Source organism: Natrinema sp. CBA1119 (assembly GCF_002572525.1).
Classification (GTDB): domain Archaea; phylum Halobacteriota; class Halobacteria; order Halobacteriales; family Natrialbaceae; genus Natrinema.
In genome coordinates this window covers 41,924-57,120 of the sequence record NZ_PDBS01000001.1, presented here as the reverse complement: position 1 = coordinate 57,120, position 15,197 = coordinate 41,924, and the positions used below count along the sequence as shown (strand labels likewise).

Here is a 15,197-nt window from a genome sequence, read left to right as displayed (position 1 = left end):
CCACGATACCAGTCCCGGACCGAACCACACGCGCGAACCGTCTACAACGGCGATCGCCGCACTGACGGCCTCGAGCAGCGCCCGGTAAATCGAGGCCGGCCCGGCGCGCATCCGAGGGACTGTCGTATGCTAGTTGTGGGCAATCGTTATCCGGTTCCGGCCGCTAGAACGCACAATGTACGAGTTCGCAGTCGGTCCGCTGCAATCCCAATCGGTGCTCGAGGAGCCGCTCCTCCTCGTCGGAGCGGTCGGGCTCCTCCTCGTCGTGATCACGGTCTGGCAGATGGTCGAGATCGTCGACGCCTACGACAGGGCCGCGCTGACCGTCTTCGGCGAGTACCGCAAACTGCTCGAGCCGGGGCTAAACATCGTCCCGCCGTTCGTGTCGCGAATATACACGTTCGACATGCGAACGCAGACGCTGGACGTCCCCCAGCAAGAAGCGATCACCCGCGACAACTCGCCGGTCACCGCCGACGCCGTCGTCTACATTCGGGTCATGAACGCCAAACGCGCCTTCCTCGAGGTCGACGACTACCAGCGCGCGGTCTCGAATCTGGCACAGACCACGCTGCGCGCCGTGATCGGAGATATGGAACTCGACGACACGCTCAGCCGGCGCGAGATGATTAATGAGCGGATCCGCACCGAACTCGACGAACCCACCGACGAGTGGGGCATTCGCGTCGAATCGGTCGAGGTCCGCGAGGTCACCCCCTCCGCCGGCGTCAAGGGTGCGATGGAGGAACAGACCTCCGCCGAACGCCGTCGCCGCGCGATGATCCTCGAGGCACAGGGTGAACGCCGCAGCGCCGTCGAGAAAGCCGAGGGTGACAAACAGTCGAACATCATCCGCGCCCAGGGGGAGAAACAGAGCCAGATTCTCGAGTCCCAGGGTGACGCGATTTCGACCGTGCTTCGTGCGCGCTCCGCCGAATCGATGGGCGAGCGCGCCGTCATCGACAAGGGGATGGAGACGCTCGCCGAGATCGGCCAGGGCGAGTCGACGACGTTCGTCATGCCCCAAGAGCTCACCTCGCTGGTCGGGCGCTACGGCAAGCACCTCTCGGGCAGCGACGTGAAAGGAAACGGAACGGACCTCGAAAGCCTCGAGTTCGACGATGAAACCCGCGAACTGATCGGCCTCGACGACATCGCGGACATCATCGGCGAGATCGATGAACAGGCCGAGATGGACGTCGAAGCGATGGAAGAACAGGCTCGAGCGATCAAGGAAGGGCAGGACGTGGGAATGGAGGCCGATACGCCGATCACGACATCGGAGACGGACGGCAACGGCGAGGCAGTGACCGATTCGGACTCGAGCTCAGAGTAACGCCCACGAGCGTTGACTTGGACACGGAAGCTGACGCGGGGTCGCCCCGGAATGGACCGGTTCAGCGTTCTCCGGATGGTTCTATTCATTATACTGGGTAGATTGTAACCTCTCCATCGATGACGATTGATTGACGGCAAAACACATATCCACCGATACCTTATTTTCAGTCACATGACTGAGATACTCTCTGTTATCGACTTGGTTTCGTTCATCTCAGCTATCGCCGGTATAATTGTCGTTCTGGGTACCATCCGTACGATCATTCGACCTAACGGGAGAATTCGAAACGATGCTGGAAAGAGATACGCACTGACGCTTTTCGTTCTTGGTATGGCATCTATTTTACTTCTTTATTCCTTTCTTCTAACCAGAACCGCGATCATTCTTCCGGATATAGGCGGCATTATCGCTTCGATTCCGTTACCAGCACTAGCAGGCCTGATAGCGATTTGTATCGGGCAAATACAAAAGCTAGATCGAGCGCACTGTCCTGGCTGCGCGTAGTTCTCTATAGCGTGTTCTCAACCGAATTGTCCCGTCCGGAAAGAGAGACGGCTGCAGATACGGTTTCAGAACTGTTTCGTTCGGCCCGCGGCCGACCACGGGTCGGTCGGCGCGTCGCGCGGGACGCGGACGGTGCGGTGTTGCTGTGTGCGAACTCGGCCGGCGAACGCCCAGCGCCTGTCGTCCCACGTTTCTTCGCCATCAGCCGCCGCCGCGGCGGCCGCGAGCGCCTGATCGTGGAGATGGGCACCGATGGCGGCCGCGATGGCCGCGGCCTCGTCCGCTGCTGCATCGTCCGGGAGCTCGAGGGAGACGTCTGCGGGCAGCGCCGCCTCGAGTCCGGTCGAATCGTCGCTGTCGGCCGTCGCTGCGGTGTGCCCGTCGCCCTCGGCCCGTCCGCCGTCGTTGGTCGTCGTCTGTTGGCTGGTAGTCATCTGGTTACAGCGGGATGTTGCCGTGTTTCTTGTCGGGGTTTTGCTCGCGTTTGGTCTCGAGCATCTCGAGGTCGTCGATGAGCCGCGGTCGGGTTTCCGTGGGGACGATGACGTCGTCGAGGAAGCCCTTGTCCGTCGCGGTGTAGGGGTTGGCGAACTCCTCGCGGTACTCGTCGATGAGCTCGTCGCGGAGTTCGTCGGGGTTGTCGGATTCGGCGAGTTCCTCGCGGTAGAGGATGTTGACCGCACCCTGTGGACCCATGACGGCAATCTCGGCGGTCGGCCAGGCGTAGTTGACGTCCGCGCCGAGGTTCTTCGAGGCCATAACGCAGTAGGCACCGCCGTAGGCTTTCCGGGTGATGACCGTCAGGAGCGGGACGCTCGCCTCCGAGTAGGCGTAGAGGAGTTTTGCGCCGTGACGGATGATGCCGCGGTGTTCCTGATCGGTGCCGGGCATGTAGCCGGGGACATCGACGAAGGTGACGATCGGGATGTTAAAGGAGTCACAGAAGCGGACGAACCGCGAGCCCTTCATCGAGGCGTCGACGGTCAGCGTGCCGGCGTTGACGCGGGGCTGGTTGGCGACGAGGCCGACCGAGCGCCCGTCCAGTCGGCCGAAGCCGACGACGAGGTTCTTCGCGAAGTTGTCCGCGACCTCGAAGAACGAGCCCTCGTCGACGACGCTGTCGATGACATTGGTCATGTCGTAGGGCTTTTGCGGACTCGGCGGAACGATGTCTTTGAGCTGGTCGTCGCGGCGGTCCGGGTCATCCCACGGCTCGACGCGCGGCGGGTCCTCAACGTTGTTCTGCGGGAGATAGGAGAGGAGCCGCTTGATATCGTCGAGCGCCTGCTCCTCGCTCTCGCAGGCGAACTGGGCGACGCCGGTCTTGTTGGAGTGGGTCATCGCACCGCCGAGTTCCTCGTGGGAGACCTCCTCGCCGGTGACGGTCTTGGTGACCCCGGGGCCGGTGATGTACATGTGGCTGGTGTCTTTGACCATGAAGATGAAGTCAGTGATCGCCGGTGAGTAGACGGAGCCACCGGCACACGGCCCCATGATCCCCGAAACCTGTGGGATGACGCCGCTGGCCTCCTGGTTCCGGCGGAAGATTTCGGTGTAGCCCGCGAGGCTCTTGACGCCCTCCTGAATGCGAGCCCCGGCGGAGTCGTTGAGTCCGATGACCGGTGCGCCGACCTCCATCGCCATGTCCATGACCTTGCAGACCTTCTCGGCGAAGACCTCGCCGAGGGAGCCGCCGAAGACGGTAAAGTCGTGGGCGAAGACGAACGTCGTTCGTCCGTTGACCTCGCCGTAGCCCGTGACGACGCCGTCGCCGGGCACCTTCTTCTCTTCCATCCCGAACTGGCTCGTCTGGTGGGTCCGGAGCTGGTCGAACTCCGTGAAGGTTCCCTCGTCGAGGAAGTAGTCGATCCGCTCGCGGGCGGTCATCTTCCCCTTGTCGTGTTGCTTTTCGATTCGCGCCTCGCCACCGCCCTTGCGGGCCTCTTCGCGGAGTTCCTCGAGTTCCTCGATACGATCTTCCATCGTCATAGGTGAACCCTCCCGTGTCGACTCATTGCCCGGGGCAACGGTCACCTGAATAAAAAACGTTCTGTAACTCGTATTATTTCCCATGAGGGTTCGACCGTTCTCATACCGCACGGTCTCGAGTCAGTTCGGTCGAAAGATAGCGGAACGGTGAGTTCCGGTTGAATCGTGGCGGTGTACAGTAGCTTTCAGTGGCTACGATAGTCGCCTCGAGCGGCACTTCGAATCTCCCGCCCCGGTACTTCTCTCATCGCAATCGGTAGCAGTGCCGACGGACATCGGACGGTCACGCGGCTTCAAACGCGGAGACGGTAATTGACGTTCGACAACAACATAGTAAATTCCACAATGGATAGTGGCAAAAATGTGTAATATGGGGAAAGAGTGGATATAGTCTCCAAATGTAAGGTTTTAAGGGGTAGAGACTGTCGTCTCAACTATGGCACAACGGGAATCATGGGCAACGAGAACAGGCTTCATCCTCGCTGCGGTCGGGAGCGCGGTGGGATTAGGAAACATCTGGCGGTTCCCCTATCAGGTGGGTGAACAGGGCGGTGCAGCGTTCCTGTTTATTTATCTCCTGTTGATCGTCGGGATCGGCTTTCCGGTAATCCTCGTTGAGTTTGTCGTCGGCCGTAATACGGAACGGAACCCCGTCGGCGCACTAAAACGGATCGGCAGCGGCGCGTGGACGAAGATCGGCTGGGTCTTCGTCACGGCCGGCTTCGTCATCCTCTCGTACTACAGCGTCGTTGCCGGCTGGACGATTCGGTACGTCCTGCTGGGACTGCAGGGTGAGTACACCGCTGACGCTGCGCCCGCACAGTTCGGCGAAGTCGCGAGCGGTCTCGACGCCGTCGTCCTGCACGCGATCTTCATGGCAGCCGTCGTCGGAATCGTTGCGCTTGGAATCGAACGCGGGATCGAACTCTCGGTCAAGGTGATGGTTCCGGCCATCATCGTCATCTCGATCGGACTCGCCGCCTACGTCTTCACGCTCGACGGAGCCGCTGACGCGTACGCGTACTATCTCTCGCCGGAATTCAGCACCATCGCGGCCAACTGGACGACGATCCTCCCAGCGGCCGCCGCACAGGCCTTCTTTACGCTCTCGCTCGGGATGGGCGTGATGATTACCTACGCGTCCTACCTCGGGGAGGACCGAAACCTCGCATCGGACGCCGGTATCATCGCTGGCCTCGACACCTTCATCGCCTTCACCGCCGGGATGATCGCGTTCCCGATCCTGTTCGCCGCGGGAATCGAGCCCGGAGCGTCCGGCCCGGCACTCATCTTCGTGAGCCTCGCCGCTGCGTTCGCCGAACTGCCGTTCGGCGGCATCCTCGGTGCAATCTTCTTCGCTACCGTCGCCATCGCCGCGCTCTCGAGTGCGATCAGTATCATGGAAGTCGTCGTCTCCTATCTGATCGACGAACGTGGCTTCGGCCGGGTTCCCGCGACTGTCGCGCTGGGCGTAGCCATGTTCCTCGTGGGAGTTCCGGCCGCGCTCGACCTCATCTTCGTCGACCTTTACGACGGCTTCGCGAACAGCATCTTACTCATGCTCGGTGGCCTCTTGCTTTCGATCTTCGTGGGCTGGGTCGTTCCCGACCTCGCGCTCGATGAAATCGGCAAAGGGATCAAAGACGTCGGATCGCTGGGTGTCGCGTGGCTCTGGTTCATCCGGATTCCGGTCGTCGTCGCGCTGATCGCCCTGGTCGCGCTGAACGCGTGGGACTACTACGGGTTCCTCACTGGCCCCTTCTCCGACTGGCTGGGTGCGAATCTCTGACCGGTCACCGACACTCGCCTCGAATCACCCACCGCCGCATTTTTGAGCCCGCTTCGAGTCGGTCTCAGGCCTCGCCGTAGACCGGGACGGCTGCCCCGCTCGTCACCGCAGCCCCGTCGCTACAGAGAAAGGCCATCACGTCCGCAATCTCGAGCGGGTCGACCCACGAGCCGTGGTCAGCGTCGGGCATCATCTCCCGGTTCATCGGCGTGTCGATCACGCTCGGCATGACGCAATTCGCGCGTACGGTCCCGCGGTTCTCCTCGGCGAGCGTCTCCGTCAGCAGCCGAATGCCGGCCTTCGTGATCCGGTAGGGCCCGTCACCCTCGCCGCCCTCGAGCGAGGACCGCGCGCTGATACTGACGATCGAACCCGTCGAGTTCTGGAGGTGGGGCAGGGCGTGTTTCGACGCGAGAAACGCCGTCTTCAGGTTGACGTCCAGCAGGAGGTCGAACTCCTCGAGATCGGTGTCCTCGACGTGATCGCCGCCACGCCACGTTCCGGCGATGTTCAGCAGGTGATCGATCCGGCCGTGGTCGTCGGCGACGGATTCCATCAGTGCAGCCACGTCGTCCTCGTCGGTCAGGTCGGCCTCGTAGAACGCGAGGTCGGATTCATCGTCGGGGTCGCGCTCGAGCAGGCTGTCCTCGTCGTCGGGCGCGATCACGTCCACGGCACAGACCGTCGCGCCCGCCTCGAGGAAGCGATCGACGGCAGCGCTGCCGAGCGCGCCGCTGGCACCGGTGATCACTGCAACGGTTCCGTCGAAGTCGACGTCGAACTCGGTTTGGACGGACATACCGAACAGTGTGCGGTCCGCTCGCATCAAAGGTGGGGGCGTTGACGATCGTCCGACGGCGGGCACCGGGCCGCCGTTACGAATGGCCCGTCGGCAGGGCCGCTCGGCGGAACCAGAACTCGGCGATCGCGTCCGCCATCTCGGCGTACTCCGTCGGCTCCGTCGGCTTCGTGAGGTACGCGTTGGCCGCGAGGTCGTAGCTCGCGCGAACGTCCGACAGGTTCGTCGATCGCGTCAACACGAGCACGGGGAGCCGTGCGAGTTCGGGCTCGGCCGTCACCGCCTCGAGGAACTCGAGACCGTCCATCTGCGGCAGGTCCAGATCCAACAGGATGAGGTCCGGAACGATCGGCGGCTCGCCGTCGCGGCCGGTGAGGAGCGAGAGCGCCTCCGCGCCGTCGCCGGCGACCCGAATCGAGGACTCGATCGACAACCCGGCGAACGCCTCACGGACGAGGCGGACATCATCGTCGTCGTCCTCGACGAGGAGCACGTCGATCGGCTCGTCGCGCCGACCGCTCATAGCGGTGATAGAACTGTAAGATACTTGACTGGTCTATCCAATTCAGTAATCAATTCACCTTTGCAAGGGTACTTGGTTAAGGCTACTCGCTACACAATTTGGGACTCGTGTAGTACCGATCGGTCCGAGGCGACGATTGCAAAGAACGTCCGAATAAAGTCGCCGAGCCCCAATCAACACTGTATGCGGCTCATCGCGCATCGTGGGTTCGCTGCGACCGCTCCCGAGAACACGATTAGTGCCGTTCGAGCCGCGGCCGACCGCGCCGACGCCGTCGAGTTTGACGTGCGACGCTGTGGCTCCGGCGAACTCGTCGTCGTCCACGACGAGACGATCGACCGCGTCACCGACGGCACCGGGACCGTCGCGGACGCCGCCCTCGCGGACCTCTCCGCTCGCTCGGTGCGCGGCTCCGGCGACGGAATTCCGACCCTCGCGGCGGTGCTCGAGGCCCTCCCGCCGACCGTCGAGGCCCACATCGAACTCAAAGAATCCGGCATCGCCGCGGACGTCCTCGTTGCTCTCGAGGACGCGGCCCTCCCCAATCGCGTCGTCCTCACCTCGTTTCTGGTTTCCGAACTGCGGGCGGTTCGCGACCGCGATCCGAGTCAACCGATCGGGCTCCTCGTCAGTCGGCACCTCGAGACGCCGATCACCACGGCGGTCGAACTCGACTGCGACGTCATCGGGGCGAGCTACTGGCGCTGTCTGGCGACACGCGTCGTGCCGCGAGCGACGGCGGTGGGACTCGAGGTCCACGCGTGGACGATCGAACGACGAGCGGTGGCGAAATTGCTCGCCCGCCGCGGCGTCGAGTACGTTTCGGCGGATCGGCCGATCGACGTGTAATCCTCGATGCAGGTGACGGACGGAGCGCTGCGGTCAGGTCCAGGGAGTGTCCCTGCGAGCGACCAGCAGCGCGGCGCGTTGCACCGCACAGCCGGCAATTAGTCGCCGACGGTCGTCACTGACACCGTCCGCGTTCGCGGGCCGTCGCACTCCACGAGCAACACCGACTGCCACGTCCCCAGCGCTAACTCCCCGTCCTCGACTGGAACCGTCACGTCCGGACCGATCAGCGCGGCCCGCAGATGTGAGTCCGCATTGCCGTCCAGTTTGTCGTGTGCGTGCCCCTCGTCCGGAACGAGATCCCGCAGGAACGACTCGAGGTCGCCGCGAAGCCGCGGTTCGTTTTCCTGAATGACGAGGCCGGCCGTCGTGTGCTCGACGAAGACCGTACAGGTCCCCGACTCGAGGTCGTCAGGAACGGCCGCCGCGATGCGATCGGTCACGTCAACGATCGTCAGCCGCGACTCGGTTTCGACGGAAAACGCCATGCGCGAGTGGTCGACCCCGAGGATAGATTGCGTTTCGGTCCGCACCGACGAACGACAGGCCCTTACGAAAGCTGTCGCGTGGCCCACGCGGCCCGGTCGCGCACGTTCGGAGCCGGGTCCTCGCTCGCGAGGGTCCGCAGATACGGGACGGCCGCGTCGACGCGACCGTGACCGAGCGCGACGCAGGCGTTCGCCCGCACGTGCGGGTGGTCGTCCGCGAGTAACTCGAGTAACTGGCCCTGAACCGGGTCGACGGCGGTTTCGACGCCGGCGACGACGCGGCTGACCGCGACCGCCGCGATCGCGCGAGTGTCGGGATCGTCGCAGGACAGCGCCGCCCCGAGGTCGGCACACACCGGCTCGACCGCGGTGGGATCGCGGCGGGCCACGTCGCCGAGACAGCCGATCGCGTCGTATCGCAACGACGCGTCGTCGTGATCCGCGAGCGCGGCGGCCTGTGCGACGAACTCGAGGGAGGGCAACGCGGCGTCGGTGCGCGCCAGTCGACCGAGCGCTCGGAGAGCTGGCGGCCCGTTTTCGACTGGGTCCGCCGCCAGCGCATCGATGAGAACCGATGCGGCCGGTTCGATCGCGGTCGGATCCTCCCGGGAGACGTGCGCGAGTATGCGAATCCCCCACCGATCGGAGCCGGTTCGCCGCTCGAGCACCTCGGTGATCGCTGCCGCGTGCTCGACCAGCACGTCCGGCCGCTCGGCCGCGACGGTGGCGAGACACCGGAGTAGGTCCGCCACCATCGGCTCGTCGGCGTTCTCGACGGCGACGGCGACGATCGATCCGGCTGACGGCGCGACATCGGTCGGCGCTTGGGCTGCCAGATCGGCGAGACAGGCGGCGATATCGTCGCGAAAATCGATCGCTGGACGCTCGAGCAGCGTCCGGAGCTTCGGAACCGTCGGGACGTACGCTGCCGCCTGGCTGCGCTCGTCGATCGCAGTGCGGATTCGGCGGACCGCAGCCCGTTGTTCGGCCGGTTCCTGCTCGTCGAGTTGTGCGAGTACCGATGGGAGGTCGATCCCGGCGGCCCCCCGGCCCCGAGGCTCGACGGCCTCTCCCCATTCCCCATCCATCGTCTCCTGCATTGGAGATGGTCTATAAAAGCATTCTGGCCGAATGACGGCGAAACACCTTTGTTCAGCCGTGACAGCGTCGAATTACGAACTATTCGAATTCGAACTATCGGCGATCGAGACCGAACGCAGGTCGTCCGGACTCGAAAAGTCGTTCGGACACGAAGTACGATCGTTCGAATCACAAAGCGGACCGGGCATCGAGCGTCCCTAGGCGAGCCACTCCTCGGGCTTGGTGTCGTAGTCGACGTCGTCGGCAGCGAGGTGTTCGACCTCCTCCCACGGCACGTCCTCGGTCGTCATCGTCTCGCCGTTGTACCGGATCAGTTTGCCCTGCTCTTCGGGTTCGGGCTCGCGGTTGCGGCGCTTGGCGACCTCGATATCGTGCTCGTCGACTTCCTTAACGATCGTCAACAGGTTCACCGGTCGCCCCCACAGCTCGAAGATCCGCTTGAGGGTCTCCTTGGCCTGCCCCAGATCGAGCATAACGCCATTGTACTGGTGGCCGAGCAGGAGTTCGTTCGCGTTGTTGTAGTTGCCGTCGTAGACCGCGATCGTCGGCTTCCCGAAGTTGGTGAACTGCAGGAGGAGCTTCTTCTTGACGTCCTCGGCCGCGTCGCTGGCGACGTGGAACTGCCCGGTCGCCTGCGAGTGCTCGTAGGTGAAGTAGTTGTTCTCCGTGATGAACTCCTGGGTCAGGAACTCGTCGAGGAAGGTCACGTCGTTGTGGCTCTCCCGCACGTCGAACAGCCGGTCCCAGCCCGCGGCGAAGTCGACGTCCTCGAGTGCCTCTGCAACCGACGAATAGCGGGCGTCGTCGAACAGGTAGCGGCCGATCCGCTCGAGTTCGTTCTGAGTGACCCGCGCGAGGAAGCCGCGGTTCTGGCGCTTGACCAGCGAGTAGTGTCGGCGAGCGACGCCCTCGTATGTCAACACCTTCCAGGGGTATTTCGACACGTCGATCTCACCGTCTCGAGCCCGCTCGAGCGCCTGTTGGTCGAGCCACTCATCGGGAACGTCCTCGAGCGAGTCGAGCGTTTCGGGGGTGATGGTCTCGATGGCTTCCGGCGGTTCGAGCCGGTCGAGCACCTCGTCGAAGTCGACGACCTCGGTGAGGTTCCGCCAGGAGACGCCCTCGACGCGCAGGAGAGCCTCGAGGACCTCCCGTCGGTTGGTCGTGTTCTCGACGTACTCCCAGAGCTCCATCCCGAGGCTGTAGGGGTTGAGCCCGCCCGACGCCAGGACTTTGGCCATGTGGTCGGCGTAGTTGAGGAACTCGTCGTCGCCGGCGAAGGCCTCGTCGGTCATCATCGTCGACTCCCAGTAGGCGGCCCAGCCCTCGTTCATCACCTTCGTCATCTTCTGAGCGGCGAAGTAGTACGCCTCCGCGCGCATCATGTCGAGGATGTCGCGTTGCCACTCCGTCATCTCGACGCCCCGGCCGGCGTCCGCGTCGTACTGCTTGCCGTGCTCGCGGACGAACGCCAGCACGTCCTTCTGTGGCTCCTCGGGGAAGTTTACCGCGACGTCCTCGCCCTCGAGCTTCTCGACCCATGCCTCGTCGAACACCTCGCCTTTGATCTCGTCGGAGAGCTCGAGTTCATCTAACTTCTCGGCCAGGTCCTCGTCGAGTTCCTCGTGGGCCGGCCCGTCGATGTCGAGCCGGCGGCTGAACACCTGATGTTGGTCGATGTTGTCCTCGAGGCTCAGGCAGTGATCGATCCACTTCTCGACCTCGGCGCGGTCGATGTCGGGGTCGGACATGTACTCGTCGATGGCTCGCGCGTGGCGCTCGAGCATGGCCGCGGCGTTGACCTGGTCCTCGTCGGCGCGGCCGCTGGTGAACATGCCGAACCAGTCGTTGTTCGCGAAGAAGTCCGAGTGGGCCTCGACGTGCGTGATGACCGCCTTCTGGTCGGCCACCGTGTTCGACTCCTGAAGGAACGCGTGGGCCGGGTTGTCGTTGTTGACGATCTCGAAGGCCTTCCCGCCGCCGTACTGGCCCTGCTTTTGCTGTTTATCGTACTGCATGCCCCACCGCCAGTGCGGGTAGCGGCTCTGAAACCCGCCGTACGCGATGAGTTCGTTCATCTCGTCGTAGTCGATGATCCAGTACTTCACCGGGTAGGGCTCGAGGCCGAGCGTCTCGGCCAGGTTTCTGGCCTCCTCGACCGGTTCCTCGAGATCGCTGGCGATCGCCTGTTTGCGGAATCTGTCCGAATTACTCATTGTCATCACTCTCCGTGGAGAGGATCTCGTAGATCGCGTCGGTCACGTCCGCCTCGTCGTTGACGTACGCCACCGCGACATCCTCGGCGTCGGTACCGAAGTGGCGCTCGAGTTCCTCCGCGTGGGTGGCGTTGATCGCGTTCCCGCTGGGCTGGGTCTCCACGTAGGCGTGGAGGTTCGCCGGGATCTCCTCCATCAGGGGGATCACGCGCTCGCCGGTGTCGTTCGAGGAGTTCTCCGAGTCGCCCGCGGCGAAGACGTACCGGTTCCAGTCGCTCCAGGGGTACTCCTCGAGCAGCTGGTCGGCGAGTTCGTACGCGCTCGAGATCTTGGTGCCGCCGCCGCTGCGGATGCCGAAGAACTCGTCGCGCTCGACCTCCCAGGCGTCGGCGTCGTGGGCGATGTAGACGAACTCGGCGTTGTCGTACTTGCCCTGCAGGTACCAGTCCAGCGGGGTAAAGGTCCGCTCGACGAGTTCGCGCTTCTTCTCGCGCATCGAGCCGGAGACGTCGCGGATGTTGACGACCACGACGTTCTTCTCCTTCTCCTCGATGATCTCGGGGTGGCGGTAGCGCTCGTCCTCGCGACGGAAGGGGACGTGTTGGATCCCCTCGCGGCGGATCTTCTGCTGGACGCTCTCGCGCTCGACCTCGTTTTCAACCTCCTCGATCGAGGTCCATTTGCCGCGTTCCTCGTCGGGGATGTTGCTGTAGGCCTCTTCGACCCACGCCATCGACACCGGCAGGCTCTCGCCGCGGGCCCACTCGAAGACGTCGCGTGGCTCGATCCCCTCGACCTTGCACAGTTCCTTCAGGAACTCTTCGTCGAAGTCCATCGCGAGCTTGCGCTTGAGCCCCTCCTTGAACATCCGCTCGAAGTCGAGCGTGCTGTTGGGGCCGCTTCGCGTGAGATCGGTGAACGGGCCTTCCTTTTCCTCGACGACTTTCTTCCCCTTCGGATCGAGGTCGAGGCCGAGCTCCTCGTCGAGCTCTTCGGCGAACTCCTCGGGGTCCATCTCGTAGTACTCGTGGTCGCCGCCCTCCTCGCCGGGGTCGCCGTCCTCGCCGTCGTCGTCGCCCGGTTGTGGCTGGGGCTGGCCGACCGGCTGGCCGGTGTCTGGCGTGCCGTCCTCGCCCTGGCCGACGCCGCCCTTGTCGCGCTGATCGTACTCGAACTCCGGCAGCGAGACGATCTTCACCGGGATGTTGATCTCCCCGGGCCGACTCTGGCCGAGGTCGCCGTACTGGATGAAGTCGGCGAGGTCCTCGCGGCGCTCCTCGCCGACTTCGCGGAATCGCTCGAGGTCGTCTCTCAGTCCCATCTGTAGCTCACCTGTCCCATGACGTGTCTGCTTGTCAGTTCGGCCGACGCCTCGGAGTAGCCGAAGAGGTCGACCATCGTTGCGATCGTGCTCTCCTTGACCGCTTCTGTCTCGGTCCCGCCGGGCGGATCGCTCCACTGTCGCGGGTCGAAGTCCTCGAAGGTCCGCTCGACGTCGTCCCAGTCGTGGCTCTCGAGGACGGTCTTGATCACCGGGATCGCCGTGAGGTCGACGTCCTCGACGGAGAAGTCCTCGTTGCGGTGCTCCCAGGCGTGGCGGTTCAGGGAGGTGATGACCTTCTCGCGCCTGAAATTCCGGACGCTCTCGCGGGGGAGGTTCCCCTCGTATTCGGACTCGGAGAACCGACCGAGGTGCTCGATCTCGAAGAGCTTCATCGTCAGCGGATCGGGCTCGACGCGCTCGCCGCGGTCGTTGTACAGCGGCTCCTCGGTCTCCCAGGCGTAGACGTGTTCGACGTACTCGGCGACGGTCTCCTCGTCGACGCGTTTGTCGTGCATGATGGCCTCGATGACGTCCGACTCCTGCTGGTCGTAGATGTAGTTCTTCACGGGGACGACGCGGTTCTCGAACTCCGAGCGTTCGCCCGTCGAGAAGACCGGCGCGTCGGCCAGCCCCTCGACCATGGCGTTCAACACGTCGCGGGGCATGACGACGTCCTCGACCGGCAGCTCCGCGTGGTGGCGCTCGAGGTCCGCCTGGAGCAGTTCGGCCAACGTGTCCCGGGTGTACGTGACGGGAATGCCGTGGTCGCCGTCGTTGCCGTCGTCGTCGAAGTCGAACTCGTCTTTCTCCCGGCGGGTGTCCCCCTCCTGGAGGTAGCCCTGATCGTAGATCCGGGCCTTGTCGACCAAATCGAGCCCGTTCGGGAGGTCCTCCTCGTCCAGTCGCGTGACGACCGCGTACAGCGCGGCCGCCTCGACGGCGTGAGGGGCGAACTCCTGGGTCCGCGTCCGGCCGTCCTGGCCTTTGACCGTCACCGTCACCGGCGCGCGGATCCGATCCTCGAGTTCGTCGTAGCTCTCGGCCTCCCAGACCGAGGTCTCGTTGGTCAGTTCGCGGCGGATCAGCTCCGTCTCGAGGCTCAGGTTCGTCAGGTAGCCAAAGCGGTGTTTGTCCAGCCGGCGCTTCAGGGCCTTGAGCGGGTCCATCCCGTTTCGATCCGAGTGCTGGTTGAGCTGGGCCTCGAGGTCGGGGTTCGAGATGATCAGCAGCTGGGAGTCGACGTCCATCCCGATCCCCTTGTCGAGTTTCACCGACTGCTCGTCGGGGACGTTCAGGAGCTTCTGGAGCAGGTCTGCGTGCTGGGCGGCGTCCTCGACGACGGTGAGGACGCCGTTGCCCTGCGAGAGCACGCCGTCGTAGCTGAACGCCTGCGGGTTCTTGCGGCCCCGCGAGTCCAGTTCCTGGAGCATGCCGTGCATCCACGAGCCGACGAGGCGCTCCTTTGGCGGGCCGTCGTCTTCCGAGTGGAGGACGCCGACGCCCTGGCCCACGTCGACGACGTAGTTCTTCACGCGGAGGTGGTCCTCGTCCGTGATCGCCGAGAACAGTTCCTCCTCGCCCTCCCGGCGGTAGCGCTCCTCGAGGAAGTCGTACGCCTCCCGGGAGAACGGGTCGAGTTGCGCGTCGACCTGCACGGGAACGTGATCGTCGAGTTCCGCGTTGAGTCGCTCGAGCAGGTCCTCGCGGACGTTCTCAGGGAACACCGACAGCGGGTGGGCCTGCACCGGGCTCTCGTACCAGTTCTGTTCGTCTCCGGCGCTGGCGTCGCCGCCGTAGCTCAGGCCGCGCTCGCCGGCGTCGGCGGTCGAGATGTTCCACTCGACGGTGTAGCGGCGGCCGTCCGGCGTCTTCGAGTACTCGCGGAGCCCGTTGACCAGACAGCGCTTGAGTTCCGACTTCCCGGTCGCCGTGGGTCCCTCGAACCAGATGATCTTCTCGTCTTTCGCCCGGCCGGCGGCGATCGACCGCAGGTCGTCGACGAACCCGTTGAGCACCTCGGTGTTGCCGAGGATCGCGTGTTCGCCGTCGTTGTGCGGATCGTCGAAGAAGCGGTAGCGCTCCTTCTCCTCGCCCTCCTCGACGACGGTCCGGGTCCCCGCGGCCTCGATCGCCTCGAGCAGGTACTTCGAGGCGTGGGAGGCGATCGAGGGGTTCTCGAAGATTCGATCGACGTACGCCGCGAGGTGCATCGGCTCCTCGTAGGTCTCCTCGAGGGCGCGGTCAGCGTCGCTGACGTAGTCGGTTCCTCGTGCCAT

General features: G+C 64.1%; 13 protein-coding genes. 4 read left to right on the top strand and 9 right to left on the bottom strand.

Going from position 1 to position 15,197, the window contains the following annotated elements; genetic code table 11:
• Positions 1-175: 175 nt before the first annotated feature.
• Together CP556_RS00285 and CP556_RS00280 are read left to right on the top strand one after the other, a co-directional pair.
• Positions 176-1,336 (top strand): SPFH domain-containing protein, encoded by a 1,161-nt coding sequence (locus tag CP556_RS00285; RefSeq protein ID WP_098723784.1) that lies wholly within the window; start codon positions 176-178, stop codon positions 1,334-1,336.
• A gap of 174 nt (positions 1,337-1,510) precedes the next feature.
• The gene (locus tag CP556_RS00280; RefSeq protein ID WP_098723783.1) at positions 1,511-1,843 is read left to right on the top strand and encodes a hypothetical protein; all 333 of its coding nucleotides are present in this window, start codon (positions 1,511-1,513) and stop codon (positions 1,841-1,843) included.
• Between the two features lie 65 nt (positions 1,844-1,908).
• On the opposite strand, the gene CP556_RS00275 is transcribed toward CP556_RS00280, so the two are convergent.
• Positions 1,909-2,277 carry a DUF8022 family protein gene (locus CP556_RS00275; RefSeq protein ID WP_098723782.1) on the bottom strand — a complete coding sequence of 123 codons (369 nt, stop codon included), beginning with the start codon at positions 2,275-2,277 and terminating at the stop codon, positions 1,909-1,911.
• Between the two features lie 4 nt (positions 2,278-2,281).
• A complete protein-coding gene (locus tag CP556_RS00270) occupies positions 2,282-3,826 on the bottom strand; it encodes an acyl-CoA carboxylase subunit beta (protein ID WP_098727226.1) in 1,545 nt (514 codons plus the stop codon).
• A 442-nt stretch (positions 3,827-4,268) separates the two neighbouring features.
• On the opposite strand from CP556_RS00270, the gene CP556_RS00265 reads away from it, so the two are divergent.
• Positions 4,269-5,621: a sodium-dependent transporter gene (locus tag CP556_RS00265; RefSeq protein WP_098723781.1), complete on the top strand. Its 1,353-nt coding sequence runs from the start codon at positions 4,269-4,271 to the stop codon at positions 5,619-5,621.
• A gap of 64 nt (positions 5,622-5,685) precedes the next feature.
• On the opposite strand, the gene CP556_RS00260 is transcribed toward CP556_RS00265, so the two are convergent.
• Together CP556_RS00260 and CP556_RS00255 are read right to left on the bottom strand one after the other, a co-directional pair.
• Positions 5,686-6,420, bottom strand: coding sequence for an SDR family oxidoreductase (locus tag CP556_RS00260; RefSeq protein WP_098727225.1), 735 nt, complete (start codon positions 6,418-6,420; stop codon positions 5,686-5,688).
• A 76-nt stretch (positions 6,421-6,496) separates the two neighbouring features.
• Positions 6,497-6,943, bottom strand: a complete 447-nt coding sequence (locus tag CP556_RS00255) for a response regulator (RefSeq protein WP_098723780.1) — start codon at positions 6,941-6,943, stop codon at positions 6,497-6,499.
• A gap of 183 nt (positions 6,944-7,126) precedes the next feature.
• On the opposite strand from CP556_RS00255, the gene CP556_RS00250 reads away from it, so the two are divergent.
• The gene (locus CP556_RS00250; RefSeq protein ID WP_098723779.1) at positions 7,127-7,792 is read left to right on the top strand and encodes a glycerophosphodiester phosphodiesterase; all 666 of its coding nucleotides are present in this window, start codon (positions 7,127-7,129) and stop codon (positions 7,790-7,792) included.
• A gap of 98 nt (positions 7,793-7,890) precedes the next feature.
• Here CP556_RS00250 and CP556_RS00245 read toward each other — a convergent pair whose 3' ends face one another.
• The 5 genes from CP556_RS00245 to CP556_RS00225 form a co-directional block, all read right to left on the bottom strand.
• Positions 7,891-8,280, bottom strand: a complete 390-nt coding sequence (locus CP556_RS00245) for a secondary thiamine-phosphate synthase enzyme YjbQ (protein WP_098723778.1) — start codon at positions 8,278-8,280, stop codon at positions 7,891-7,893.
• 62 nt (positions 8,281-8,342) lie between these two features.
• Positions 8,343-9,368, bottom strand: coding sequence for a HEAT repeat domain-containing protein (locus CP556_RS00240; RefSeq protein WP_098727224.1), 1,026 nt, complete (start codon positions 9,366-9,368; stop codon positions 8,343-8,345).
• Between the two features lie 210 nt (positions 9,369-9,578).
• Entirely contained in the window at positions 9,579-11,597 is a 2,019-nt protein-coding gene (locus tag CP556_RS00235) for a SpoVR family protein (protein WP_098723777.1), read from the bottom strand.
• Positions 11,590-12,918 (bottom strand): YeaH/YhbH family protein, encoded by a 1,329-nt coding sequence (locus tag CP556_RS00230; protein WP_098723776.1) that lies wholly within the window; start codon positions 12,916-12,918, stop codon positions 11,590-11,592. The genes CP556_RS00235 and CP556_RS00230 overlap by 8 nt, the downstream gene beginning before the upstream one ends.
• Positions 12,909-15,197 (bottom strand): PrkA family serine protein kinase, encoded by a 2,289-nt coding sequence (locus CP556_RS00225; RefSeq protein WP_098723775.1) that lies wholly within the window; start codon positions 15,195-15,197, stop codon positions 12,909-12,911. Before CP556_RS00225 ends, CP556_RS00230 begins: the two co-directional genes overlap by 10 nt.